This window comes from Thermococcus eurythermalis, assembly GCF_000769655.1.
Lineage (GTDB): Archaea > Methanobacteriota_B > Thermococci > Thermococcales > Thermococcaceae > Thermococcus > Thermococcus eurythermalis.
Map to the genome: position 1 here is coordinate 1,619,065 of NZ_CP008887.1, position 26,534 is coordinate 1,645,598.

A 26,534-nucleotide genomic window follows, 5' to 3' on the forward strand; every position below is an offset into this window, starting at 1 on the left:
TAGGTGTCAGTAATGCCCAAGTTTTACAAACCTTCAGAGGTTGCGGAACTCCTCAATTACAATAAAGTCACCATAATCCGCTGGATTCATGCAGGAAAAATCAAGGCCATCAAAATAGGCCGAGACTACAGAATTCCAGAAGAAGAAGTCCAAAAACTACTCGGCAAAAAGAAGGAAACAACAAGAGCAGTCCTCTACGCCAGAGTTTCAGGAAGAGACCAGAAAGAAGACTTGGAAACCCAACTCAAAACCCTCGAACAATACGCAGTTAGCAAAGGCTACCAAATCGTGGATGAGGTTAAGGAAATTGCCTCTGGATTGAAAGAGAACAGAAAGGGGCTCAAAAAACTAATCAACCTCGCCAAGAACGGCGAGTATGACATTCTCATCGTAACTTACCCCGATAGGCTCACCCGTTTTGGATTCAAATACTTGGAAGAACTCTTCACAGCCTACAACGTGAGGATTGAAACAGTCTTCAAGAAGGATAAAACACCAAAAGAAGAACTCGTAGAAGACTTGATTGCAATAATCACCAGTTTCGCAGGCAGACTCTACGGGCTGAGGAGTCACAAGAACAAGAAGTTCGTTCAAGGATTCAAAAAACTCCTCACGGAGGTCGAGAACGAGTGAAACTGACCAAAACAGTAGTCCTTGAGAGTCTCCCACTCACAAAAAAGAAGTTCAAGGCAATGAAAGAAGTGTATGATGAATACTTGGAAATTTTGGAGTTTCTGACAGATTATGCTGTTGAGAACAGGGTAAAGAGCCACCTGAAACTCCGCAAACTCTTTTACAAGAAACTCAAGGAAGAACACGACTTACCAACCCATTACTATTACACTGTCTGTCAGGATGCCACGACAAGGGCGAGGAGTTTTCTCGAACTGAAGAAAAAGGGCAGGGCCAGAACAGAGAAACCAGTAATTAGAAACGTTTCACTCTGGCTGGACGACGTTCTGTGGGATTACAAGAGATTCCCACAGTTCAACACGCTCAGAAACGGAAGGAAAATCCTCGTAATTGGATTAACTACAAAGAGAGGGAGAATTAAACTCCCCCTAAAACCTCACAAACTCTTCTTTAAATACCTTGATGATGGTTGGAAGGTAAAGGCTGGCGTGAAACTCCGTATTATCGAGAAAGAGCGGAAGGTTCTTGCGTATTTCGTCTTCGAAAAAGAGTTTGAGGAAAACAGATTGACTGGAAGTTTCCTTAGCGTGGATTACAACGCTGACAACGTTTCCTTTGGAACTGGAGAGTTCCTGATTCAGGTTCGGACTGAGTTGGGAAAGCTAACGAGGTTTTATTCCGACGTGCGGAAGAAGATTCAAGAGTCCCACTTGGTTGGCTGGAAGAGAAAACTTCCCTCGAAGAAGGGGAGGGAATTCCTCAGGAAGTTTGGACAGAGGAAGATGCACAAGAGAATTGATTTGCAGAGGAAGTTGGCGAAGAGGCTCGTTGAAGTTGCTAAAGAGTCGAATACTACTATTGTCCTTGAGGCTGTCCCCAAGAACTTTAATCAGAAGATTACAGAGAAGAGAAGGGAGAACGAGAAGAGGTTGAGGAATACTCTCCATAATATTGGTATGAACGGGTTCCAGCGGTTTGTTTTCGAGAAGGCAGTAGAGTTTGGTGTTCCCGTGGTTTTCGTCAATCCTTTTTATTCCTCTCAGGTTTGTCCTCGTTGCGGTGCGTTTAAGATTAAACCCAATGATGACGCTCTGCGTCAGAGGGTTTTCGAGTGTCCTGTTTGCGGGTTTTCTGCAGACAGGGATTTTGTTGCTGTCTTGAACTTGTTAGGGCTGTTTCCGTTCAGCCCGAAGGCCCGTGAACCGTTAAGGGAGGAGCCGGTGGTTCCGGTAAACTTAACGGTTGAGGCCAACCTCCTGCACCACAAGAACTCATTAGTAGTGATTAGTCAGTGTTTAAAACAAAAATAGGTGCAGGAGGAAACGGTTTCAACGATGAAGCGGACATAGGCGTCTCCTTCCCCGCCCCCTCCGTAGGCCTCGTTCCTCCACGGTGAATACTCGTCTGTCCTCTTCTCACCGCCGTTGTCTATGCCGACAACGGGGTCGAGAAGCCAGGTTCACTCAGATGACATTATTATTCCCGGACAAATTTTAAATAACTATTCATGACTCGTAATACCGAGAGACTTTAACTGCCATGGTACTGGGGGGAACGTCTGTGAGTATAAGGAAGAATGCACTCAATGAGAAAGTGGGAATAATCATGGTGCTCCTAGTACTCACCGCAGTGCTTTCTCCTCTGCAGGTGATAGCTTCCGAGGCTTCTCAGGAGATTACGGGCACCCATTATGACCAGTGGCATTATGTGGGAACGGCCCAATATGACCCCACAACAGGGGGAATAATATTGACTCCAGCCAGTGCCAGCTGCGCCGGGGCGGCGTGGTTCAACTCAAGGGTATCGCTAACGGATTCTTTTGACTTTACGTTTCTCGTCTATTTGGGTGATGATGATACGGGTGCGGATGGAATTGCATTCGTTCTCCAGGCAACTGGGACTGATGTTGTTGGTGGCACAGGTGGAGATGTTGGCTACATTGGTATAGGGCCAAGTGTCGCCGTAAAGATAGACACTTGGGGAGACTCTGAGGATTATATTGTACTCATGATTAACGGCACTGAAGTGGGGGACAAAACATACATCGGGAACATTGAAGATAGCAGAGAGCACTTAATGAGAATCTCGTGGGATCCATATTCAGAGACTCTCCACGTCCAGCTCGATGGCATTTCGGTTACATACAACGTGAACATTCTCAAGAACCCCGGCATACTAACTGCGTACTTTGGATGGACGGGGGGCACTGGCTTGTCGTACAACCTCCAGTACTTCAAGGTAGTTTCCATGACCGGTCTGTTCCCGGATCCCCTCGCCCGGAACATATTCCCCCCTGAGGACTGGAAGCTTAACGGGGACGCGTCCATTGCCGGAGACAAGTTCATACTTACCAAGTCTCAGGCCAATTCAGTCGGCGCAGTATGGTTCAAACAACCCCTCGACCTTTCAGAAGACTTTACAATGCGGTTCAGAGTTTATATAAGCAATAACGCAGGAGATGGAATGGCATTTGTTCTCCAGAGTTACGGGCTCGACGCAGTTGGAGCCTGGGGATTCAACCAGGGCTACGTGCCAATTTCCCCAAGCGTCGCAGTTAAAATAGATGCAGACTATGCTTTTGATGTCCACAGGGGATACTACGCCGTCTTAATGGTTAATGGCATCGAGATTACGGATCCCGTCCCAATCGCAATCAAGGACAACAAAGAACACAATATGGAGATATCATGGGGCAGTTATTCAAAGACACTTTCAGTATACTATGATGACAAAAAAATCATATCCGAGAGAGTGAACCTTGTAAAAATCCTCGATTCCCCCACGGCATATTTTGGATTCACTGGGGCAACTGGAGGAGGCGACGTTCATCAGTACGTCAAACAGGTTGACCTTAGATTCAGTGAGGGAACTTACGTAAAGAAACACTCCTTCGTGGACCCCATGGACTGGCAGTATTGGGGCACTGCAGAGTATAAACCAGAATATGATGCAATAAAGATTGGAAAATACACCACATCGGCAGAAGGAAGCGTCTGGTATAAAAATCCCCTTGACTTCAGGAAACCCTTCAATCTTACCTTCCTCATAGGCGCCGATTTTTATGAAGACCGGCGTAGTAGACTTTTGGCATTTGTCTTTACCCAGGATCCCGGAAATACCGACCCATGGAGCGGGTTCGTTGTAAAGTTCTATCCCGGCAATATGGGCACCACATACGTTGAGCTGGACTGGAAAAAGCAGGAACTTTACAAATCGACTATTCAGGGAATGTACTCAGGCGTAATGGCTGATGTGACGTTCAGCTGGAATCCCTCAACGAGGAGTTTCCGTGTAACAGCGAATGGAAACCCCGTTGCCGACTTTAAACTACCGGATACCACAGTTGCTTACTACTTGAACCGCCCAGTGTACTTTGGATTTATGAAAAATAGGGACTGGGGAGCAATGCTCATAAAACCAATCAAACTTGACTTCGAAACATTCAACACCACGGCCTTTTCGGAAAACTGGAATCTCGTTGGGGACGCCAAATATATGATGGGCAATTTTGTGCTTACGGAAGACCGGGAGTATCAGAGGGGAGCAGTTTGGTACACTAATCCCATAGACATCACCAAACCGTTTAGCGTAGAAACATCAGTTTATCTCGGCTCGAATGACAGGGGTGGCAGCGGATTAGCCGTTGTGATTCAAGCTCAGTCCAACAATGTAGTCGGACTTGACGGGGGAAACGTTGGTTATGTGCCGATATCTCCAAGTGTCGCCGTAAAAATCGATACATACGATAACTCGATAAGCAGTGATTATATCGTTCTAATGGTAAATGGAAGGGAGATACCCGAGACAATCAGACCAATTGATAACGTGGAAGATAGCCAGGAGCACCATCTTATAGTTTCGTACGATGGTGAAACAATGAGGGTAATACTCGACGGGGATAAGCTGATAGACTATCCGATAAACCTCGAGACCGTGCTTGGCTCCACGAGCGCATACGTTGGTGCGACGGCAGGGACAAGTTCGATACACAATACACAATACATTAGGTTTGTGGAAATTAACGCTGCCCCCAGCAATTCGACTCCCCAGATGCAGGGGGCCTCTCTGTACAACAATCTTACCTATGATGGCTCTGCATTTTATGACCCTGATGCAGACCTGATTATTCTCGGCAAATACTCTCAGGAAGGATCCGTTTGGTTTTCCAATCCCATCTCCTTAAACGGCAAACTCCAGTTTGATCTCCTGGTGAAGCCGCCCTATGGCAACATAGCTGTTATTTTACAAAGAGGGGGCACCAATGTAGACTTAGATCGCGTCTTTAAAGGCGAGATTTATCCAAGTATAGTCATTGGAATACGTACTGACCAGAACTCAGGGAGTAAGATTACTATCGTCCAGAACGGCAATAAGTTGTATGAAAAAACTCTCTCCATCAAGAACGTGTGGTCAGCTATATCCCTGGGCATTGGGTGGGACAACCAGACCTCAACCCTAACATTGAGCATTGATGAGACAACGATTCCTATTAAGCTTTCATCTGACCCCGTTGACATATGGACCGGCGATTTCTATCTGGGCGTGGGCGCAAAGATCAACGGAGATGTTGCGGCAGTCAAGTTCCTAAACGTCTCATATACCCCAGGCAATTTAGAAGAAGCCGCCAGTGAGTGGATTCCACTCGGAAATTCGGAGATACGGTCGTCGGGTGAAATCCTCCTGGTTCCGGGCATATCATCAAAGGGGGCGGTATGGCTCCGTACCCCAGTGAATCTAAGCATGGATTTCGTTGGAAAGTTCCTCCTCCGCGGCAAGTCCTCCAGGGCAGATGTCATCTCCATAGTGTTTCAAAATACCGGGCCCAGTCTGTTTTCCAATGAACCAAATACTGTGCACATTGACTTCAACTATGGCAGCCAGGAAATAAACCTCTACAATAATAAGACCAAACTGTTCCGTGGAGGGCTCCCGTCTGTAAACGATGGAAAGATGCACACCCTTACAGTTGGATGGAACGCTTCCCTGGGTGAACTCTGGCTTGAGATAGATGGTTCCAGGATATTCACCCAGAAGGTGGACATGAAAAATCTTCTCGGAGAAACGGCGTATGTAGGATTTTACGCCTCCAACGGGTGCTGTGCAAATGAAAAGTATGTCGTTCCCCTCAGCGTCAAGCAGATGGAGCCAGCGGTACTTCTTTCAAAAACTCCGGACGCTCCACAAGGCTCACCTTCCGACAGTCAGACGGAGGTATTAGCGACAACATCCCCCACCCACACCGCGTCTGCTGGCTCAAACCTAAACCCTGTTACCCTAGCGGGCGCGTTGGTTGGGTTGATTCTCGCAGGCGGGATTGTAGCGAGGGTCAGAAGCAGGAAAGGTAAACCCTCCGCTTCATCAAGAGTTGCAGAAAACCCCGCTTCGAAGGTAGCTAGGCCATCATTACCTCCCGAAAAGCCGACCTCTGCGAAAAAGCCCGAATCAATGAAATATCAAAAAACATTCCCAGGTTTTCCATCTGAACTCTTGGACGAGTATGAGCCTTTGGAATTTCTTGGTGAGGGAGGTTTTGCTAGGGTTTTCAAGGCTAGGCGTAGGAGGGATGGTAAGATAGTTGCCCTCAAAATCCCGCGTATTGACGAGAAGACCAGCAAAACCTTCATTAAAGAAGTCTCAACATGGCTTCATCTCAACCACCCAAACATCGTAAAACTCTACGACGCAGACATCCTACCAATTCCACACCTCGAAATCGAGTTTGTTGAAGGAATAAATCTCAACGGTGACGTCATAAGAGACCTTAGCAAGTATCCAAAGCCTGTTGATGAGAAAACAGCGCTAAAGATTATTGAAGGTATCGCTAAAGGCCTTAAGCATGCCCACTCGAAGGGAATCTATCACCGCGACCTTAAGCCCCAGAACGTCCTTATAACATCTAATTTAACACCAAAGATTACCGACTGGGGGCTAGCTAAAGTGGGAGATATTTCAACCACGACGACCAGGGGATTGACCCCCCTATATGCTGCTCCAGAACAGTTTGATGAAGAAGTTTATGGTCCTACTGACCATAGGACTGACATTTACCAGCTTGGATTGATTTTTTACGAGTTGCTGACTGGTAAGCTCCCGTACCAAGGTGCTTCGCCGGCGGCTGTGATGGCTAAGGCAACTAACCAGGATATAAAGCCCCTGCCACCGAGCCATTTCAACAAGGCCTTATCAAAATACGATGGGATTTTCGAGAAATTACTGACGAAGAGAAAAGAGGACCGCTATCAAAGTGTTGATGAATTTCTATCGGCCCTGAAATCCCTTAGAGAACTGAAGAGAGAGAAGAAAGAGCTTGAGAAGACAAGTCTGGCTATGAGGAAGAGCCACTCGCGGGAGGAGTTTGAGAGGCTAAGAATCGAAAGCATTCACAAGACCGTGAAGATTGCAATCCTAGCGGCAAAGTCCAACGACAAGGTCGAGCTTATCAACGCGCTTGAGGACTTGAAGGAGCTTTCGAGAAGACATAGGAAGGAGCTCGAGAATGCAATAAACCAGTTGGAAATAATGATGCGCGATGGCGTGCCAATAAAAGAAGGCACAATAAATGAACTCAGAGTCCTCCTCCACAGAATACAAAAGGAGGTGGAAAAACGAAGGTAGTTATGAAGGGCTGATGCTTAGCAGTTTTTCCATTCTGTTTTTTTCCATTGTGGACACCCTTGGTAATCCAGTTCCGGGGGTACTCAAAGGTATAGCCCGCGTATTATTTGGTCTCTAACTTTTGGTTTAGAAAACCTTATTTACGTCTTCGCACCAAATAGGTTCGGGGATAGAAATGCCCGCAGTTAGGGTTGAAAGACTTCTTGAGGAGCCAGAACTTTACATCATAAGGGTTGACGACGACCGTATTAAGTACTTTGAGGCCACTTGGGATATCCCAGAGGGCATAACCTACAACTCCTATCTAATGAAGCTGAAGGACGCGGTTGTTCTGTTCGATGTGACAAAGGCCGAGTACGCTGACCTCTTCCTCGAAAAGCTCAAAGAGCTCGTCAATCCCGAAGAGATAACCCACATAATAGTCCACCACACCGAGCCCGACCACAGCGGAGCCCTCCCGAAGGTTCTTGATGCCAACGGGTACAGGGCACAGATAATAGGGACAGCCTTTGCGAGGAACCTCCTTGAGGGCTTCTACGGGAAGGAAGTCGTCGAGAACTTCAAGATCGTCAAGGACGGTGAGGAGCTCCAGATCGGCAGGAGAACCTTCCGCTTCATAACCGTCCCCTGGCTCCACTGGCCCGACACGATGATTACCTACGTGGTCGAGGATAAGCTGATCTTCTCCTGCGACGCCGGCGGTGGCTACGGAATCCCAGAAACTATTGATGACAGCGATGAAGAGGTAGTTCAGAAGTACCTTCCGCACGTGACCAAGTACATAGTCACCGTCATCGGCCATTACCACAAGTACATAGTCCAGAATATCAAAAAGCTGAGAAACCTAGGAATAATTGATAATGCCAAGATGATACTTCCCGGCCATGGGCTTATATGGAGAAAGAACCCGGCCAGGATATTCGAGTACTATGAGGCAGTCGGAGCCGGAAAGGTCAAGAAGGGCAAGGTTCTCGTCATCTACGACTCCATGTACGGCTTCGTCGAGAAGAGGATGGAAATCGTGATAGACGAGCTCAAGAAGCACGGCTACAACCCGGTGGTCTACAGGTTCACCGACAAGGAAGCGCCGGCCGTTAGCCACATACTCGGAGAAGTCCCGGACAGCGAGGCCCTGATAATCGGCGCTTCCACCTACGAGGCCGAGATACACCCGCGCATAAGGTATGCCCTCTACGAGATCGTGGACAAGGCCAACTACGAGAAACCAGTTCTTATCGTCGGCGCCTTCGGCTGGGGCGGCGTCGCCGGAAGGAAGATAGAGACCCTCATAACCCGCAGCAAGTTCGACCACGTTGACACCGTCGAAAGCAAAGGCGCTCCCGGGCCTGAGGACGAAGAGAAGCTCAGGGAGGCAGTTAGGAAGCTCGTGGCGTGGCTCTCCTGAACTTTTCTCTTTTAAGAAGTGCGGGGTGGTCATAGGAAGCGTGAGAATACTATCTTTAAGCTTTCAATTCTAGAAATCATTATATACTTTAATGCCTAGGTATTAATGCAACAACGTTTGTAGGTGCTAGATATGGTAATTGAAAAGAAAATGACCCGCAAGTTTCTGGAAGACGCTTTTGCCGGCGAAAGCATGGCGCATATGAAGTACCTGATTTTCGCCGAGCAGGCTGAGAAAGAGGGCTTCCCCAACATAGCCAAGCTCTTCAGGGCCATCGCTCACGCTGAATTTGTTCACGCCAAGAACCACTTCATAACCCTCGGAAACCTCGGCAAGACCCCGGAGAACCTGCAGGCGGGTATAGAGGGGGAGACCTATGAAGTCGAGGAGATGTACCCGGTCTTCAAGAACGCCGCCGAGTTCCAGGGCGAGAAGGACGCTGTAAGGACGACCCACTACGCCTTGGAGGCGGAAAAGATACACGCCGAGCTCTACAAGAAGGCCAAGGAGCTCGCCGAGAGCGGAAAGGACATGGAGATAAAGAGGGTCTATATCTGTCCGGTCTGTGGATATACAGCCGTTGATGAGGCACCCGAGAAGTGCCCAGTATGCGGTGTCCCAAGAGATAAGTTCGTGGTCTTTGAGTAAACCTTTCGCTTTTCTACCTTTTAAGTTTGAACCACAAACCTTATAAGGTCGGACTGATAATATTAAGACGGTGAAAGAAATGGCGAAGTGGAAGTGCACAGTTTGTGGTTACATCTACGATGAGGACGAGGGCGACCCGGACAACGGGATAGAGCCCGGAACCAGGTTTGAAGACCTTCCCGAGGACTGGGTCTGCCCGCTCTGCGGTGCGCCCAAGGACCAGTTTGAAAAGATAGAGTGAGGTGGTTGAGATGCTGAGCGAAACCATAAAGAGTGGAGACTGGAAGGGGGAGAAGCACGTCCCCGTTATAGAGTACAAGAAGGAAGGCGACCTCGTTAAGGTCGAAGTCAGCGTGGGCAAGGAGATACCGCACCCGAACACCCCAGAGCACCACATAGCGTGGATTGAGCTCTACTTCCACCCGGAGGGGGAGAACTTCCCGATTCTCGTCGGCAGGGCCGAGTTCAGCAACCACAGCGACCCGCTGAGCGAGCCAAGGGCAGTCTTCTTCTTCAAGACCCAGAAGAAGGGCAAGCTCTACGCGCTCAGCTACTGCAACATCCACGGCCTCTGGGAGAACGAAGTCGAGCTCGACTGAGCTTTTCGTTTCTGCCCCAACCCCCGTTATTTTTCTCCCGAGAGCTGGAACGGCATGTTTTTCCAGTCCTCGACCCATTCCTGAGCGTAGCCTTCTAGGGTGTGCACGTACTTAACGTCTCGTACGCATACCATAACCGTCACGTTTTCAGGGCTCTTGAAGAGCTCTATGTGGTACCTTATAACCTCGTCACCGGAGAGGGCGAGGATGGACTGAAGCGGGCCCCAGAATGTCATTGACTCGTACTTTTGCCCAACTTTAATGCCATCAACGTAAACCCCGGCCCCGCAGAAGTTCCCGGGAACCTTGATGAGAACGTCCACGACCGCAGGGGAACCAGATGTACTCCAGTAAACGGCAACACCATTTGAGCGCGCCGAGCCGTCGTAGTTCGGGAAGGGAACGTTGAAGAGAACCGGTGAGAGAATCAGGGAGGCCACGAAAACCGCGAGGACCTTCCTCTTTGAGAAGTTGAAGGGAACGTCCTTCCTGGCGGCTAGGGGCAGATTCCAATAGGAGTAGGCCTCCACGAGGCGGGCGATGCTCATTAAAACGACGCCAATCAAGACGGGGAACAGCAGGGCACCAACGAGATACAGGTTCCCGACTAGGTTGAAGTTCAGCTCCCCTGTGGACTCCGCGAACAGGCCCATCCTGAGTCTATAAACGAGCGCGCTGGCAACAAAGGCAGGATACGCCGGCGCCAGTAAGTTAATGAGCTTGTAAATGCCCCAGGAGGGCTTGAGGAGAACCCACTCCAGGGCGAGACTGAGAAGGAAGACGGCAACTAGGAATAGAGCCGCTTCAAGCAGGAACAGCTTCAGGGGCCTCGAGTCAACGTCCACGCTCCAGAGGTAGAGACCAATCAGGTAAACCACGAGCCCGAGCCCAAAGGCTATAGGCGAGAAAAGGCCTAAGAGATTGGACAGCGTCATCAGCAGACTCCCGGCGAGCAGGTATTCCCTGCCACCAACCGGAGCAAACTTTCCTTTAACTGTCACTAATATCACCAATAAAACTTTGAGTTTTAACACTTAAAGCTTTTGGGCAAGGTTTATATCCCCTGCCTTCTAAGTTCTATGGTTGAGAACTATGGATTCGTATACCCTTGTAATGGCCGTTAATGGCTCTCTTGTGCTGGTGGGAATTTTTCTCACATGGCACTTAACGAGGCTTGTGGAACGATACAGACTCGGAAAGGAAAAACTATCCTGGTTAATCCTTTTAGGAGGTCTCATGACATCTCTGGGGTTCGTTGGAGGCCTCGCTGGTCTTGATTTAAGGATACTCGTTATCCTCGGTCCTGCGTTGATAGTCTATGCCCTCTCGATGAGTGGCCTCGTTGGAGCAAAGCTTGAAATGCTTTTCCAAACCGGCCTGGTTGTCCTCTCCGCTGGCATCAGCGACGATCCAAAAACATACATTGTTTTGATGTTCTCTGACATTTCTCTGCTTCTCTTGATGGACGCCGTGGCCTTTTATTCAAATTCGCCAATAAAAGCTGCCACAATGGCAAGGCTTTCTGCTTGGCTTCTTGTAGCTTTCACGACCGTAAACGCTCTCTATCCGCATTCCTTACCCGCGATTATGCTCTACACTGCCTCAGTGTTGCTGTGGATGGCCTCGTTGACTCTTTCATATCCAGCGGCAAGGGTTCTCAAATTTGCCCAGGAAGGCTTATAACTGGCCATTCAGATGTTAAAACGGTGAGAAAAATGAAAGTTTACAGCCCGGATAGGGAGTGGTCCGAGCACTACAAGGCCGTCATCGAGGAGCTGAGGAAGATAACCGACCCCGTTACCGGGGGAGACATCCTCGACTCCGGCGTTGTGGCGGGCCTTGAGGTTACAGAGGATACCCTAAAAATCTGGCTCCGCTTTGAGAGCCACGCGGAATACAACATCATCGGAGAGAGCCCCATTGCGTACTCCAAGATAATCGGGGACATAATGGAGCGCTTCGCCCTTGTGAAGTTCCAGAACGTCTACGTCTACGACCTCAAGAACAACCCGGTCGGAGTTTTTGAAAACAAGAAGGGCTACACTGCTGATGACATCAGCACTGAGAGGGTCTGAGCCTTGGGACTTCTCGAAATTTTTAAACCAGAAAAGAAGCCCATGGAAGGGCCTAAAAAAGACCTTCCCCCGGAGGTTCTAAGGTAATCGAGATCTTGAAAAGGGCTGATATAGAGGAGCTGAAGAGAAAGATAAGCTGGCTCGCAGGGGAAGAGAAGAAACACGAGGAGCTCCTGAGGAAGATTTATGCCAAGATGTTCCCAGGTAAAGAGGTCGTTTTTCCGGAGGAGCACATCGGACCTGAGCTCAAGCCCGTTGCCCGCGAACTCCAGGGCGTTCAGGACATAATAGACCTAATCCGCTGGGCCATGAAGGCCGAGGAGATGGCGGCGAAGTTCTACGCCGAGCTTGAGAACATGGTCGAAGGCGAGGACAAGAAGAGGCTCATGCGCTACCTCAGCGACATGGAATGGGGCCACTACTACACGCTCAAGGCCGAGTACGAGCTCCTGCTCGACTGGGAGATGTACAGCCAGATGATGCACGTTGGGCCGTGAGTTACTTTCCCTTTTGTCACTAAGAAACCGAGGACAGTAGAAAGGGCGGGAAAGAGAAAAGCTCAGAGTTCGACCTTTATGCCTGTCTCTTCCTCGACTTCTTCAAAGCCCTCTTTCATGTACTTCGCAAGCTCCTTGTCAACCTCAAAGAGAGCCGCGAGGAACTCCCCAAAGTGCTCCTTCTCCTCGTTGGCAACGTCGTAGAATACGTGCTTTATCCTCTCGTCCTCAATGTGCTCGGCAAGCTGTTCGTAGAAGTTTATGGCATCGAGCTCGGCCTCGATGGCCCAGCGCAGGGCCTGGGCGATTTCCCTCTTTGAGAGGGGTCTATCCTTCGGAATCTCAAACGGGTATTTCGCAAGCATGGTATCACCGGTGTACAGTACACTCCAGTGTTAATAACCTTTTAGGGGGTCGTTTTTGAGGAACTTCCCGTGCGTCAGTCCACCAAGTCCGGAACCACCACAGGAACGCCCTGAACTTCCGCAATGACGCCCCCGACCCCATAAACTTCCTCAAAAAGCCCCGGAGTGAGGACGTTTCTGCCGCCATCTTTTATTATCCTGCCGCCTTTCATAAATACAAACCTGTCCGCGAAGCGCAGCGCCAGGTTGACGTCGTGCATTATAATCACGGCCGTTTTGCCAGACTCAACGAACTCCCGCGCTATTTTCATCACTTCCACCTGGCTCCTCAGGTCGAGGTTGTTGGTAGGCTCGTCCATCAGGAGTATCTCAGGTTCCTGCGCGAGCGCCCTTGCTATGTTCACCTTCTGCAGTTCTCCCCCGCTGAGCCTGTTGATGGGTTTCAGGGCCAGGTGGTCGATTTTCAGCATTTTTAGAGTGGATTTAACGGCCTCAATGTCCTTTTTTGAAGGCTTCAAGCCCATGTAGGGCCTCCTGCCCAGCAGAACCGTGTCAAATACCCTCATGAAGCCGGGGACAATGGCCTGAGGCACGTAGCCGATGATTCTCGCGAGCTCCTCGCGAGAGTACTCGTTTATGGGCTTTTCAAAAACCTCCACTCCATTACACTTGAAAACTCCGGCGAGGCACTTCATGAGGGTGCTCTTCCCGGCACCGTTCGGCCCCAGTATCGCCACCAGCTCTCCCCTCTCCACCTCCAAGGAGACGTTGTGCAGTATCTGTGAGCCGTTATAGCCAAAATTCAGGTTTTTAACCTTCAGAACTTTCATCTGCCTCCCTCCATGCGCACCAGTAGGTAGATAAACATCGGAGCTCCTAGGAACGACGTTACAACGCCAACCGGCAGAACTATCGGCGAAAAGAGAAGCCTCGCAACTGTGTCCGCGGTAAGGAGCAGGAGGGCACCCATCAAGGCGGAGAGAGGTATCAGGAACCTGTAGTCTCCTCCAAAGATAAGCCTGACAGCGTGGGGCGCCACAAGTCCGACGAAGCCGATAACACCAACAAAGGAGACGCTTACGGCCGTCAAAAACGTCGCAAGAAACGTCGAAATTATTCTCGTCCTCTCAACTTCGACGCCGACGGATTTTGCGACCTCATCTCCGAGGGCCGAGGCGTTCAGATCCCACCTCTTCATGACAAAGTAAGCGAAGACCACCGCGAAGCTCGCCCCGAGTATGAGGTCTTCCCTCCAAGTCGCCCTTCCGAGGTCTCCGAAGCTCCAGTAGACCATCGCGGCGAGCTGGAGCTCGTCTGCAAAGTACTGCACGAGGGTGGTTAAGGCCGTGAAAAGCGAGCTCATCGCGATTCCGGAGAGGATTATTGCTTCAGGGCTCAGCCCCTTAAGCCTCGCCAGGAGCAGGATTGTGGTTGCAGCGCTCATTGCCCCGATGAACGCGAAGAGCACAACGGAATAGGGATTGTCCACGAATATTCTCCCCGAGCTCTCGGAATAGCCGGCCCCGAGCAGGATAGCAATGGAAGCCCCGAACATGGCCCCGTGGGAGACCCCCATAGTGAACGGGCTCGCGAGGGGGTTCCTAAGGAAGCCCTGCATAACGGCCCCAGAGATTGACAGCGAAGCGCCCACGAGGATTCCGGCAAGCACCCTTGGGAGGCGGATGTTCCAGATTACCATGTGGGTCCTGTAGTCGCCTCCCCAGATCAGTGCTCGGAAGACCTCCCCCATCGAAAGGGAATAACCCCCGTGGGAGATGGAGAACACGCTAACCAAAAATATGAGGGCTAAGAGGAAGATTCCCGCCCCAATCCTGGTTGCAACGTACCTTTCGTACTCCATACCACATCACGGCGAAGTCGGTAGTGAGTTTTCCGCTTCCTCTGTGGAGAGGTCTATCTTTTTAAACCCGCCGAACTGCCTGGCAAGTTCTTCATAAACGGGCCTGCCGACGAGGAACTCGTATATCTCGTTTGCCTTCTGAACAGGGTCAACGTCCTCAAAGCGCTCCGGGTAGAGAACCTTCCCGATGAAGTACGCGTCCGCCATTGCTGTGCCGATGTTCGTGGAGTAGTAGTTGTACGGCAGGACTCCGTAAACGTTGCCGTTTTTTACAGCCTTCAGGGACTCATAAAACTCTGGGTTCTTCTTGTAGTCATCGAGCACCAGCTTCAGCCCACCCTCGTCAATGAAGATGTAATCCGGGTCCCACTCCAGGAGCTTCTCTTTGTCTATGAACTTGTGGCCCTCTCCAAGCTCGTCGGCGACGTTTTTCGCGCGGAGCACGACGAAGGGGGGATATTTGGCCTTCGTGCTCTCTATCCCATGGGCCCCTCTGTAGCCTATTCCACCAACGTAAACGCTCGGGCTCTCTGCATTTTCCGTCCTCCTGAGGAGGTCCTCCTGAACCGACTTTATGAAGTCAATGACCTTCCGCGCCCGGTCTTCCTTTTTCAAAATCTTCCCGGCCAGCCCAAGGGACTCGAAGAGCTTTTCGTCCTCGAAGCTCGTCAGCTCCCCGTAGCTGAGCACCACGACTGGAATTCCGGTTTTCTCCTGTATGTCCTGGGCGGTCTTGGCATCAACATAAGTCATGAAGATGACGTCTGGTTTGAGTTCTATCAAGGCCTCAAGATCGGGAAGCTTTCCCGGCCCGCCGGGGCCTATGCTCGGAAGCTCCTTGAGCTCAGGGTGGGCCATAATGTAGGGCCTGCCCCCAGGGTGTTGCTTTTCAAAGTCCTCGACACCCACTACCATGTCCGTCGCGTTGAGGTAGACCATAATCCTCAGGGCGCCGGGGCCAGCTGCTACCACCCTCTCAACGTTCTCTGGAACGGCCACTTCCCTGCCGGCGAGGTCTTTCACGACCATCGTAGCTTTCCCCGTGGTCTGACCCTGCAGACAGCCGGACACGAGGACAAGCAAGACCACGAGCGAGAGGACTTTCAAGAGAACCCTCTTCATTTTCTATTCACCTCCTCGAACCACCCAACTTTTGCGTTCTCCACGCAGTCTATGGCGGAAGAATACGGCTTGATATCAAGCACGAGAGTCCCATCCACGGCGTCGAGCCACTTCACAACAAGCTCCCTGCCCCTCCGTTCCAGGAGCTCCACAACGGCGAACCCTATCGGGTTCGGCCTGTGGGGGGAGCGGGTCGCAAAAACTCCGTGCTCCCTGCCGTCGTGCGGCGGAATGGCTGTTAAAACGTTCCTTCTGGCCCGGTCAAGCCAGTACAGGATTATCAGGTGCGTGCAGGTTTCTATGTCCTTCAAGCCCTCTTCAAACTCGGGAAAGACCTCCACCACAGACACTTCATCCGAGAGCCTTCCCTGTCTGGGACACTCAGATGGAGTCTTGTAGGGTGACCGTATCACCCCAATCGGCCTGAGGTTAAGCTCCATTGCCAGACCCTCCGACTTTAACGATTCCCCTTCCAATCACCGCGTGGTATGGGGGTCTACCTGCTCGCGAAACTCCCTCGCGTATTGGAGTATCCTCTCCAATTTACCCTCCTTGACCAGTCGGTTAAGGGTTAGCATTGTATTACCAATTCTAAATATGATAGCACGCTTTAAACGCTTTCCGAATATTAGTGTTATCAACCAAAGGTTAAAATGTTGGCTGATGGCACGAACTCTGGGATCGACAAAAACCGGAACGGCATTTATTTCTCCCGGCCCACGCCGGGAGACATTGCCCAGTATCAAATACAAAAATAGTTGATGGGGGATTCAATTAGTCCATCAGTCCACCTCAAGGCTGAAGTCCTGGTAGTCCATCCATATCCCCGTCTTCATCACCGAGTCGTACTAGGCCTTCTCTATCTTTGCTAGCTCCTCGAAGATTCCCCTAACGGACTCGTGCCCCGCTTCCTTCGCCGCTTTCTCACAGCTCCTAGGTGAGCTTCTCCCGCTCCATGCCTATTCTGACGGCATCAACCTCGCTGTCAAGTCTTCATCACCAAAGAGACACTGAATGCAGGAAAACTCCCCACCGTTAGGGTGGCCAAATCTAAAAATGAAAGTTTAAAACGCCCCACTTCCGACGCCGCATATCTTCGCGAACGGGCAGATGGAGCAGTCCTCGGTGTACGGCTTCAGCGGGGGTTCGCCCTTGACGGCCTTTGTTATCTCTCTGGCTTTCTCCATGTCATCGTCCTCGCCTTCAAGGACGAGCGTCACGCTGCCCTCCGCACCACCGGCACCGCCAGCGGCTATCGGTATCGCCTCGACACCCGCCAGTATCCTGTAAGCCTCGACTTCCGTCACGGGGTGGGCGTGCGGTATCGGCACAAGGGCCGCGTAGAGGCCGGTTCCCCAGTCGAATGAGTAAATTCCCGTGAGCTTGGCGCTCTCCTCAACAGGGGTCGGCACGAACTTCTCAAGGCTTATGGGCGTTATCGTAAAGACGCCCTTGGTTATCGTCCAGCCGAAAGTCCTGCCGATAGTCCCTCCGTCGGGGGCCGCGGCAAAGACCGCAACGTTCCAGTTGATGTCAATCGCGTTTGCGCCCTTGATGAAGACGTCCTCCCGTCCCATTTCCCTGAGCGCCTCGACGGGCTCGCCCTCGAAGGGCTTACCCTTGTGGAGGACGAGGTGCTTTGGCCACGTCTTCTTCGCGGTTACACAGGTTCTCCCCCTGCTTATAGTTCCGACCGTCCACTTCTCCTTCTCCAGTTTCTCCCCGAGTATCTCCTCAGCAATGTAGGCCGCTGTCGTGCCCGTTGCTATGTAAACGAAGCCGTGCTTGAGCGCGTGCTGGACTTTGGGCATCGCCACAACTGCTTTGGCAATCAGGCGCTTGCTCTCGGACGGTGTGAGAGTAACGAGGGCCCTCTTCATGTGGAATCACCGGTTAAAATTTTCATCTTATCACTATCTAAGCATACCGGAGCGCTGTTCTGGTCATAGAAAGTTATTAGAAAAGCCGAACTAGCGCCCGCGCCCGTAGGCAGGCAATTTGAAAAGTTATCCCGCCAGCAACTCCCATGCGGGAAGGGCAAACTCTTTTAACGGGGGGCCACAACCCAAAACCATGCTCTACGTGGAGATACTGGGAAACCTTCCAGAGATGGCAAGGGACGAAGTGAAGGCCATGCTTGAGCTGGCGGGGGGAGAGATAGTCGGGCAGGACTACCTCTTCCTGAAGGTTGAGGCCGGCAAAGATGCGTTCCCCTACCTCGACCGTCTCGGCCTCGCCCACGAGTATGGGGAACTGATAGTCGAGGCCGAGTCCATTGAAGAGCTCCTCCAGAAGGCTGAAGAAGTGGATTGGCCGATTAAGGGGGCGTTTAAGGTTGATACCGAGACGATGGCCAACTGCAGGCACGACGTCCTTGACCTTCCCCGGAAGCTCGGCGCGGTCATTCACTCGCAGGGCTTCAAAGTGAACCTCTCAAAGCCCGATACGCTTGTAAGGGTCTACTGCGGCGAGAGGGTCTACGCTGGAATAAGATACCGCTTCTTCGACCCCAAGGACTTTGAGCGGAGAAAGGCCCACAACAGGCCGTTCTTCAGGCCGATTTCGCTCCACCCGCGCGTTTCGAGGGCGCTGGTAAACCTCACTAAGGCAACACGGGAAATCCTCGACCCCATGATGGGCGCCGGCGGGATACTGATTGAAGCGGGCCTGCTGGGGCTCAAGGTCTACGGCGTGGACATAAAGCCCGAGATGGTGGAAGGGGCCGAGACGAACCTCAGGCACTACGGCGTGAAGGACTACGAGTTAAAGCTCGGCGACGCCACGAGGCTTGAGGAGCTGTTCCCGGGCAAGAAGTTCGAGGCAGTTGCCACTGACCCACCCTACGGAACCGCCGCGACGCTCGCGGGAAAGAAAAGGGACGAACTGTATGGGGAAGTGCTGAGGTGCATCTACAACGTCCTCGAAGACGGCGGCAGGCTGGCGATAGCCTTCCCGACGAGCTTCGACGGAAAGAGCGAGGCGGAGAAAGTCGGGTTCAGAATGCTGGGGCGCTACTACCAGCGCGTACACAAGAGCCTTGAGAGGTACTTCTACGTGTTTGAAAAAGAATAAAGCTCAGTCCTCAAGCCAAATCCCCAGCCTCTGCTTTCCTTTCCCGAGGCTGGAGCGCTTGAGCTTCTTGAGGTGGCCGATTTCCTTTATGTCCCTCACGTGGGTGCCGCCGCAGGGGATTACCTCAAAGTCCCTTATCTGTGTGAGCCTTGTCTCGCCTTCCCACCATATCTTTACCTCTCCGCCTTCGTCCACGAGCCTGTTGAAGGTCTCAATAATCTCCTGCTTCCACTTGTTCACGTTCTCGGGATAAACGATATCCAGCCTGCCCTTCTCTGCGCTCATTCCGCTTCCGTAGGGCTCCCACTTCTCGGGCAGGACGACGTTGAGGACGTGCTCAAGGAGGTGCATCGCGGTGTGGATTCTCATGAGCTTGTACCTGTAGTCCCAGTCTATCCTGAGCTCGACCTCGCCCCCCGGCTTGAACTTCTCGGGCTCGGCGACGACGTGCCAGACGTTTCCGGCCTCGTCCTTGTAGACGTCCAGAACCTCTACGCCGTTTATCGTCCCCCTGTCGTGGGGCTGTCCGCCGCCGGTCGGATAGAAGATTGTCTGGTCGAGGAGAAGGGCGTTGTCCCTGATTTCCAGGACTCTTGCCCTCGCTTCTTTGAGGTATGCGTCCTCGTAGTAGAGCTTGCGTGTCATTCAAATCACCATAGAATGGGGCACAGGGAAGTTTAAATGGGTATCGAAACCCCGCTCCCATGCCCTTCCACCGGGTTTATAAACCCCTCCACCTTTCCCGCCTCAGGTGAGAGAAAATGGGGAGGCCCGTCTTCCTGGGTAAGGCTTACATAAACTGGTGTGAGGAGTGCAACGTCCCGCTCATCGGCGATAGCTGTGCCGTTCATGGAAAGGAGAGAGTGTTCAGGCTGGACATCACGCCCCCAGGCGACCTCAGGTTCGCCTTTGAGAAGGACATCGAGTTCATACGCTCCGTCTTCAAGGAGCACTACGGCGTCGACATCGGTGAAGTCCTCGACGGAAAGGTTGTCCTGCTCAACAAGCTTCCCAGCGAGGACGACGCCTACGAAATCATAGTTGACGGCTACGTCTTCGGCTACGTCAAGTTCAACCCCATTGAGCTCCGCTGGCGGGCTGGCCTGAAGGTCGAAGGAGCGATAGCTCTCTGGAAGCGCTTCGGGAAGGAGATGAAGAAGTGGATAATCGTGGACAAAGGCGCCGTCGAGCCGATAAAGAAGGGCGCTAACTTGATGGCAGTCGGGGTCCTTGAGGCGGAGCCGAGCATAAGGGTGAACGACGAGGTAATCCTCGTTTCCGAGGACGGCGAGGTCTTTGCGACAGGGATAGCGAAGAAGGACTATGAGGCCCTGATGAGAGGCGAGCGCGGGACGGGTGTAAAACCGAAGAGGCAGAAAAAGGTCAACTACCGCGAGGGCAGGAAGGCCACGATGGAGGACGTGCTGAGGGCCAACAGCATAGCGCTTGAGGACAAGGTCGTTAAGAGCAGGGAGTTCATGAGACGGGTCGCGAACAGGTACTCGGAGCTTCCCGTTGCGGTCGCGTTCTCCGGCGGAAAGGACAGCTTGGCGGTTCTTGGCTTGGCTTTAGAGGAGTTTGGAGGGGACTTCACAGTCTTCTTCAACAATACGGGTATAGAGTTCCCGGAGACAGTTGAGTACGTGGAGAAGCTCAGGAAGGAACTTGAACCGAAAGGAATCCGATTCATAGTGGCCGACGCTGGAGACGCGTTCTGGAGGGCTCTCTACGTCTTCTCCCCGCCGGGCAGGGACTACCGCTGGTGCTGTAAGGTGACGAAGCTCGGCCCGATAACGCTCGCCATAAAGGAGAGCTATCCCAAAGGCGTCCTTATGTTCGTCGGCCAGAGGAAGTACGAAAGCATAAAGCGCTTCAAGCAGCCGCGCGTCTGGAGAAACGAGTGGGTGCCCAACGAGATCGGCGCGTCGCCGATATTCCACTGGCGCGCGGTAGAGGTCTGGCTCTACATCTTCAGCAGGAAACTGCCCTACAACCCGCTCTACGAGAGGGGCTTTGACAGGATAGGCTGCTTCCTCTGTCCGAGCGCGTCGCTGGCAGAGTTCGAGAGGCTCAAGCGCGAGAAGCCGGAGCTCTGGGAGAAATGGTTTAGGGCTTTGGAGCACTGGAGAAAGCGCTTTGGTTTCCCCGAGGAGTGGATTACCTACGGATTCTGGCGGTGGAAGAGGCTGAGTAAGGGTGAGAAGTCCATAGCCAGGAAGCTCGGCGTCGAGATTCCGGAGGAGCGCTCGTGGGAGCCGGTTAAGGTTAAAATTGAAGAGACCGAGGACGGCTACGAGCTGGAGTTCAACACCGTCCTCAACAAGAAGCGCCTCCTTGAGGTCGCCCCGATACTCGGCGAGGTGGGCGTTGAGGGGGACGTGATAAGGGCAGGCGAAGTCGAGTTCTTCACAGGGACGAGGAAAGCACGGGCACCGGACGAGAGAGAGGCAGTCAGCGCCTACCACCTCGTCAAGAGGGCCTACGAGTGCGTCGGCTGCGGCGTCTGCGTCGGGAAGTGCCCCGAAGAAGCGCTCAGCATAGACGAGAGGAGCAAGAAGATAGTCGTTGACTGGGACAGATGCGTCCACTGCAGGGAGTGCATGGAGGTCTGCCCGTTGCTGAAGATTAAGAACCCCGAGGAAGGGAGCCAGCTCTGAGGCTGGGAATTTGGTAAACTCTACTTTACAATTTTTGCATGATTTGGTAAAGTCAAGTTGACCAAAATCCTTAAATCTTGGAAAGTTGAGTTTCACACATGGCGGGTACGATGGAAGTCCTTGAGGAAGTCATAGCCGAGTTTCACGAATTCGGGGTTCCAGAGGCCAAGGAGAGGGAACTAACCCTCCCCCTTAACGTTGACGTTGCGGTTTCTGTTTACGGTCTCCGCAGGACGGGAAAGACCCATCTCCTCTATCTGGCAATGAGGAAACTAATTGAGAACGGCCTCCCAATCGAGCGGATTTTTACGTAAACTTCGAAGACGAGAGGCTCGCTGGAATCTCCGCCAGAGACCTGTCCACGATAGTTCAGCTCTACTACAAGCACAACCCCGATGCTGATGTTATGTACCTCTTCCTCGACGAGGTTCAGGTCGTTGAGGGCTGGGAGATGTTCGTAAGGCGTCTGCTCGAAGGGAAGAGGGCGAGGGTGTTCATAACGGGCTCGTCTTCAAAACTGCTCTCTCGTGAAATAGCGACCTCGCTTCGGGGAAGAACCCTGGGCTTTCGGCTGTTTCCACTCTCGTTCCGTGAGTTTTTGATATTCAAAGAATTCGAGCTGAGAAAGCCCTTAACCGAAAGGAAACGTGGAATTCTCCTGCGCCTTCTTGAGGAATACGTTGAGTACGGCGGTTTCCCGGGAATCGTTGATTACTCGCCCCTGCTGAAGATTAGAACCCTCCAGGAGTATCTCAACCTGATAGTTTACAGGGACCTCGTTGAGCGCTATGGAGTGGAGAAGGTCTCGGCTTTGAAGGCCCTGATACGTGTTCTGGCCAGGAACTTCGCGAGAAAGGCCTCACTCAGAAAGCTCCACTCCCTCGTCTCTTCAACTGGCGTTAAGGTCAGCAGGCCGACGCTTGCGGAGTATCTAAGTTACCTTGAGGACGTCGGCTTCGTGCTCCCTGTCAAGAAATACCATCCAAGCGACGTTGAGTCGTTGAGAAGTCAACCGAAGCTCTACATAGCGGACGTTGGCCTTGCAACGGCCCTTGGAGTCGAAGACGCCGGTTACAGGATTGAGAACATCGTTGCCATCGAGCTCCTGAGGAGAAAGAGCTACTTCGAGCCGAGGCTTGAGGTTCATTATTGGGAAGATGAAAGAGGCGAGGTGGACTTCGTGGTTTCGCTTGGGGGGAAGGTCAGAGAGCTGATACGGGTAAGCTACGCCCTTGATGAACCACAAACTCGTGAAAGGGAGCTCAGGGCACTTTTCAGGGCATCGAAGGCCCTCAACTGTCAGAATCTGACTGTTGTAACGTGGGAAGAAGAAGGGGTTGAGGAAATCAACGGGAAGAAGGTTCGCTTTGTTCCCCTCTGGCGCTGGCTCCTTGGATAGCAATTTTACTGTTTAGTATTGTATATTTACAACAATGTTTAAAATTTACACATTAATATCTACAAAACGAAAGATTTAAATACTTAAATTGTAAAGTCTATTTGACCATCCTCTGGAGGGAGGTGAATGCGGAGTTATATAGTGTGGCTTGTTGCCATTTTAATCCTCGGGGCAACTATTCAGGAAGCAAGTGCTACTGCTGTTTACAAAGATCCGTCTGATGTTCAGAATTACAATGTGCTCGTGAATGGAAAGCCCGTCCCGGTGACGGTGAAGAATGGCATTGTCACGATTCCAGATACCCCTGGGATGGACAGGAAGAGCGTTTTTATGGCAGTCAACCGGTACTTCACAGAACTTCATAGACGTGGTTCTACAGAGAATGCTGTCCCTAAATCTTATTCTTCTAAAAGCATCACTAAGTTCTACGGGCCGGACTTTGATTATAGGGAAAGAAAAGTATTCAGCGTTTCCGATAAAGGCGATGTATATATTTCTGCATATGCGTCTCTTAGCATTGAGAAGGATCAGTTCTCAGTAGTCAGCGTTGGTGGATTCTCTTCGGGTGCCTGCTGGATAGAGCCCTATGACTACTGGTGGTCCCAAAGTTATCCCGCAAAGACTATTTCACTCGGCGTTGAGCTAAAGTTCGTTGGCATAAGTGTTAGTGTCTCGGTCCCGTTGGGAGCAGGTTTTACCGGGAACTCTGATAGGGCAACGTATTCGGGGGTGCTTCACGATACCGATAATATAGGAAAGGACTTCTCAGGCATAGAGGCCGCTTCAACTTGGGGAATACTGAGGGTGGAGGATCATACCCTCAGCTCATTTTACTTTGGAGGAACAGTATCCTACGATCAAGGTGCCAACCTATACAAAGTTAGGGGGCAAGGAAATTGAAAAAAAGCCTTTCTCTTCTCTTAATTTTTATTCTCCTTGGAGGGTTATCCATTGGTATTTACCACTACAAAAAGCCAACCCAGAGAGCAAATCCGCTAGAAACTTATTCAAGATTACACTGCACCGGCAGGACTCTGAACCTATCAGTGTTTCTGGGAAATGAATGGATGAATTACACGGCTAAGCGGTTGAACCTATCCAAATGTCCCGACGGAGGATTCACTGAGATTGTTGACACAATTACTCCAGATGTACATTCAACCTATTACTTTGTGGCTGCACTTAGGACGATCAACGAAACACCTTCCAACAGGATTCAAACCATAGCTTGGCTTCATACTCAGGAAGATGGCATGTTCAGAAACTCATCAAAGGTGAGATACAGCTTCAAAAACGTATACCATGGGATTATGACTTTGGTGATGTTAAACTCGACTCCAAGAGACCCGGATAAAATCATCGATTTTGTTATGAATGTCACAAGGGAAAACGGTGCCTTTGTATACGATGGTCTCGATGTAACAGAACAGGCTATTGAGATACTCCACGTTCTCGGATACAACGTCAGCAATTTGAACGATACTGTAAGGTATGAGCTCGCAAAATTTAAGAATTTAACGCCACCCCGTGAGGGCGATAGGCTCGAAGCGTTAAAGTTTGTTTCAGAGTTTAATAGATATACAAGGGCAATGGATTTGCTCGGAGTCAACTATACAGCAACACGGGAGTATAAGGAGGACATTTCCTTCATAGAAAACATATCTAGGAACGTTAGCAGCATTCTGATGACTCACCCTCCACTCTTTCTGGTTACGGAGTTGGCACAGGCCTTGAGGAAGAACGGCTTTATGAAATCCAGTAGCTCAGAAGCGATTTATGTGTACGTTAAATCACACGAGCTTCCCAATGGTGGGTTCAATCTGTTTGGACAGGACTACGGTGAGTTCCAGGGCACATATTATGCTGTAAAGGCACTTGCACTGGCAGGGAAAAAGCCTGACAATAAAACAATAAGGTTTATTCACAGTTGGGAGAGCCCCTTGGGAGGATTTGCCTTTACCTTCCAGAAGTTTGGTGGCCCAATATTGACGCATATGGGTGTCTACGTTGCCAAGAAAATAGGAACAAGCATCAACAGAACTCAGATAAAGAACTACTTAGAAAAAGCCCTCCACGACAGGTGGCCATATTCCCAAGATGACCCAGAGCCACTGTATTCTATATACCTGACATATAAGGAACTTAACATGAGCATGAATCAAGATGACGAAGAATACCTGAAAAATGAGACTGTCCGGTTAATGGAATTGTATTCTCGCAGTCGAGTCAACTCGATCCTATCAGATACAGGCTGGATATCACTTATTAAGCTTGGAAACGCGCTTGGGGTAACCTTCAGTTCAAGGACTAAGGAGAATTTAATCAACGTTATACTCTCAAAGCGAAATCCTAATGGGACGTTTGGAGCATATACAAACAGCACCCCCCTGACTCTTTTCCAGACAGTGAATGCAGTTATACTGCTTCATGAACTTGGGTATGATTATAGAGACGACAAAACCATCCAGTACCTCAACAGCCTGATGCACGATGGGGGCTGGGGCGGGCCGGACATCTATAACACATACAGGGTTGTGCAAGCGCTGGCATATATGAACTGTTGTCCTGAAAAGGTTGATGATATCGTAACATTTGTTGGCTCTCTAAAATACAGATACGGGGGCTTCAGGTTTTATAGGGGTGACACCTCCCATGGGGGACTACAGGAGACATACTTTGCCCTTAGAATTTTAGAGTTGTTGGATGCAATATGATTTTTGGCACCACCTTTATAAACGCCTTCCCTTTTCCCCTTCTGGTGAGAGACATGGAGGAGTACTTCATCTGTCCCGAGTGCGGTAGCGATGACGTTGAGGTCATCAAGGAGCGCGGGAGAGAGCTTACCCTGCGCTGTAACGAGTGCGGTAACGTCTGGCACGTGACGCTCCCAAAGCTGGTCAAGGTTCCTCTCATCGTCAGCAAGCACGAGAGGAGCTTCAAGAGCGAGGCAGAGCTTCCAGAGGGCGAGGAAATTCGCGTAGGCGACATAGTTGAGACCGAAGACGACGAGGTCAGGATTACCGGGATTGAGCTCGAAGAGGGCAAGAGGGTGAACAGGGCCAAGGTCGGCGAGATTAAGACCCTCTGGGGCGAGAGCTTAACCTACCCGAAGGTCATAAAGGTGTCAATCTACATGCCCAAAGGCATCACCCAGTCCTTCCGCGTTAAGGTGCCCCGCGAAGAAGAGTTCGCTGTCGGCGAGGTCGTCGAGGTCGGCGGTTACACCTTCAGGATTGAGAAGATTAAGACCGAGAGGAAGATGCTCCACCACGGGAAGGCCCAGGCCGACAAGATAGTCGCCCTCATGGGACACCACATTCCGCGGGCGAGGGCCAGGAGGAGCCTTGAGATATACAGAGGTTATGATAAAGAGTCCCAGTGAAGGTCTGTTTGTGGCCCGTGATGAAAACCGGGGAGTCCTTCCCCCGTTCTTTCCCTGACCCTTTCTGGGATGATGAGCTTGGCCGCTACTGACAGTTTTTATCGCTTTCTGTTTGTTCTCAGATCATAATGCAACATTTTTAACACCGTTGCGACACTACACGCAAAGGTTATAAAAGCAATCACTGAAAGTGTCACAGGGGGT

Annotated in this window: 24 protein-coding genes and 2 pseudogenes; 17 read left to right on the plus strand and 9 right to left on the minus strand. The window is 51.2% G+C overall.

The window, feature by feature from the left end; all coding sequences use genetic code 11:
* Positions 1–12 precede the first annotated feature (12 nt).
* From TEU_RS08730 to TEU_RS08760, 7 genes are all read left to right on the plus strand, one after another.
* Positions 13–633, plus strand: a complete 621-nt coding sequence (locus TEU_RS08730; RefSeq protein ID WP_050003411.1) for an IS607 family transposase — start codon at positions 13–15, stop codon at positions 631–633.
* The gene (locus tag TEU_RS08735; protein ID WP_144244842.1) at positions 630–1,943 is read left to right on the plus strand and encodes an RNA-guided endonuclease InsQ/TnpB family protein; all 1,314 of its coding nucleotides are present in this window, start codon (positions 630–632) and stop codon (positions 1,941–1,943) included. The genes TEU_RS08730 and TEU_RS08735 overlap by 4 nt, the downstream gene beginning before the upstream one ends.
* A 250-nt stretch (positions 1,944–2,193) precedes the next feature.
* Positions 2,194–7,248: a lectin-like domain-containing protein gene (locus TEU_RS11535; protein WP_158506642.1), complete on the plus strand. Its 5,055-nt coding sequence runs from the start codon at positions 2,194–2,196 to the stop codon at positions 7,246–7,248.
* Positions 7,249–7,423: 175 nt separating this feature from the next.
* A complete protein-coding gene (locus tag TEU_RS08745) occupies positions 7,424–8,653 on the plus strand; it encodes an FprA family A-type flavoprotein (RefSeq protein WP_050003412.1) in 1,230 nt (409 codons plus the stop codon).
* A gap of 132 nt (positions 8,654–8,785) precedes the next feature.
* Complete coding sequence (locus TEU_RS08750) at positions 8,786–9,301, plus strand: rubrerythrin family protein (protein WP_050003413.1); 516 nt, start codon at positions 8,786–8,788, stop codon at positions 9,299–9,301.
* Positions 9,302–9,380: 79 nt separating this feature from the next.
* Entirely contained in the window at positions 9,381–9,542 is a 162-nt protein-coding gene (rd, locus tag TEU_RS08755; RefSeq protein WP_050003414.1) for a rubredoxin, read from the plus strand.
* A 10-nt stretch (positions 9,543–9,552) separates the two neighbouring features.
* A complete protein-coding gene (locus TEU_RS08760) occupies positions 9,553–9,900 on the plus strand; it encodes a class II SORL domain-containing protein (protein WP_050003415.1) in 348 nt (115 codons plus the stop codon).
* A gap of 26 nt (positions 9,901–9,926) precedes the next feature.
* On the opposite strand, the gene TEU_RS08765 is transcribed toward TEU_RS08760, so the two are convergent.
* The gene (locus TEU_RS08765; protein WP_144244843.1) at positions 9,927–10,910 is read right to left on the minus strand and encodes a DUF996 domain-containing protein; all 984 of its coding nucleotides are present in this window, start codon (positions 10,908–10,910) and stop codon (positions 9,927–9,929) included.
* A gap of 73 nt (positions 10,911–10,983) precedes the next feature.
* Here TEU_RS08765 and TEU_RS08770 point away from each other — a divergent pair, with 73 nt between their 5' ends.
* From TEU_RS08770 to TEU_RS08780, 3 genes and pseudogenes are all read left to right on the plus strand, one after another.
* A complete protein-coding gene (locus TEU_RS08770; protein ID WP_144244844.1) occupies positions 10,984–11,583 on the plus strand; it encodes a hypothetical protein in 600 nt (199 codons plus the stop codon).
* Between the two features lie 32 nt (positions 11,584–11,615).
* Positions 11,616–11,975 (plus strand): iron-sulfur cluster assembly protein, encoded by a 360-nt coding sequence (locus TEU_RS08775; protein WP_050003418.1) that lies wholly within the window; start codon positions 11,616–11,618, stop codon positions 11,973–11,975.
* Between the two features lie 107 nt (positions 11,976–12,082).
* Positions 12,083–12,472, plus strand: a pseudogene (locus TEU_RS08780) (ferritin family protein); the annotation flags it as partial.
* Between the two features lie 62 nt (positions 12,473–12,534).
* Here the strand turns inward: TEU_RS08780 and TEU_RS08785 are convergent.
* The 7 genes and pseudogenes from TEU_RS08785 to TEU_RS08815 all read right to left on the minus strand — a co-directional run bounded on the left by TEU_RS08785 (position 12,535) and on the right by TEU_RS08815 (position 17,700).
* The gene (locus TEU_RS08785) at positions 12,535–12,837 is read right to left on the minus strand and encodes a ferritin family protein (RefSeq protein ID WP_050003419.1); all 303 of its coding nucleotides are present in this window, start codon (positions 12,835–12,837) and stop codon (positions 12,535–12,537) included.
* A 74-nt stretch (positions 12,838–12,911) separates the two neighbouring features.
* Positions 12,912–13,667, minus strand: coding sequence for an ABC transporter ATP-binding protein (locus TEU_RS08790; RefSeq protein WP_050003420.1), 756 nt, complete (start codon positions 13,665–13,667; stop codon positions 12,912–12,914).
* Positions 13,664–14,698 (minus strand): FecCD family ABC transporter permease, encoded by a 1,035-nt coding sequence (locus TEU_RS08795; protein ID WP_050003421.1) that lies wholly within the window; start codon positions 14,696–14,698, stop codon positions 13,664–13,666. Before TEU_RS08795 ends, TEU_RS08790 begins: the two co-directional genes overlap by 4 nt.
* Positions 14,699–14,704: 6 nt before the next feature.
* Positions 14,705–15,820 carry an iron ABC transporter substrate-binding protein gene (locus tag TEU_RS08800; RefSeq protein ID WP_050003422.1) on the minus strand — a complete coding sequence of 372 codons (1,116 nt, stop codon included), beginning with the start codon at positions 15,818–15,820 and terminating at the stop codon, positions 14,705–14,707.
* A complete protein-coding gene (tsaA, locus tag TEU_RS08805; RefSeq protein WP_050003423.1) occupies positions 15,817–16,260 on the minus strand; it encodes a tRNA (N6-threonylcarbamoyladenosine(37)-N6)-methyltransferase TrmO in 444 nt (147 codons plus the stop codon). Before tsaA ends, TEU_RS08800 begins: the two co-directional genes overlap by 4 nt.
* A gap of 342 nt (positions 16,261–16,602) precedes the next feature.
* A pseudogene (locus tag TEU_RS11925) lies at positions 16,603–16,804 on the minus strand (rubrerythrin); the annotation flags it as partial.
* 80 nt (positions 16,805–16,884) lie between these two features.
* Complete coding sequence (locus tag TEU_RS08815; RefSeq protein ID WP_050003425.1) at positions 16,885–17,700, minus strand: hypothetical protein; 816 nt, start codon at positions 17,698–17,700, stop codon at positions 16,885–16,887.
* A gap of 193 nt (positions 17,701–17,893) precedes the next feature.
* Here TEU_RS08815 and TEU_RS08820 point away from each other — a divergent pair, with 193 nt between their 5' ends.
* On the plus strand, positions 17,894–18,892 hold the full coding sequence (locus TEU_RS08820) for a TIGR01177 family methyltransferase (protein ID WP_050003426.1): 999 nt from the start codon (positions 17,894–17,896) through the stop codon (positions 18,890–18,892).
* A gap of 3 nt (positions 18,893–18,895) precedes the next feature.
* Here the strand turns inward: TEU_RS08820 and TEU_RS08825 are convergent, their stop codons facing one another.
* Positions 18,896–19,537, minus strand: coding sequence for an alanyl-tRNA editing protein (locus TEU_RS08825; protein ID WP_050003427.1), 642 nt, complete (start codon positions 19,535–19,537; stop codon positions 18,896–18,898).
* Between the two features lie 116 nt (positions 19,538–19,653).
* Between TEU_RS08825 and TEU_RS08830 the strand changes: the two genes are divergently transcribed.
* From TEU_RS08830 to TEU_RS08850, 6 genes are all read left to right on the plus strand, one after another.
* Complete coding sequence (locus TEU_RS08830; RefSeq protein ID WP_050003428.1) at positions 19,654–21,549, plus strand: phosphoadenosine phosphosulfate reductase domain-containing protein; 1,896 nt, start codon at positions 19,654–19,656, stop codon at positions 21,547–21,549.
* A 98-nt stretch (positions 21,550–21,647) separates the two neighbouring features.
* On the plus strand, positions 21,648–21,863 hold the full coding sequence (locus tag TEU_RS11930; protein ID WP_227738699.1) for a hypothetical protein: 216 nt from the start codon (positions 21,648–21,650) through the stop codon (positions 21,861–21,863).
* Positions 21,864–21,913: 50 nt separating this feature from the next.
* Complete coding sequence (locus tag TEU_RS08835) at positions 21,914–22,948, plus strand: ATP-binding protein (protein ID WP_265100841.1); 1,035 nt, start codon at positions 21,914–21,916, stop codon at positions 22,946–22,948.
* Positions 22,949–23,074: 126 nt separating this feature from the next.
* Positions 23,075–23,848: a hypothetical protein gene (locus tag TEU_RS08840; protein ID WP_050003429.1), complete on the plus strand. Its 774-nt coding sequence runs from the start codon at positions 23,075–23,077 to the stop codon at positions 23,846–23,848.
* On the plus strand, positions 23,845–25,662 hold the full coding sequence (locus TEU_RS08845; RefSeq protein WP_144244846.1) for a prenyltransferase/squalene oxidase repeat-containing protein: 1,818 nt from the start codon (positions 23,845–23,847) through the stop codon (positions 25,660–25,662). Before TEU_RS08840 ends, TEU_RS08845 begins: the two co-directional genes overlap by 4 nt.
* A 53-nt stretch (positions 25,663–25,715) precedes the next feature.
* Positions 25,716–26,330, plus strand: a complete 615-nt coding sequence (locus TEU_RS08850; protein ID WP_050003431.1) for an HVO_0476 family zinc finger protein — start codon at positions 25,716–25,718, stop codon at positions 26,328–26,330.
* Positions 26,331–26,534 lie beyond the last annotated feature (204 nt).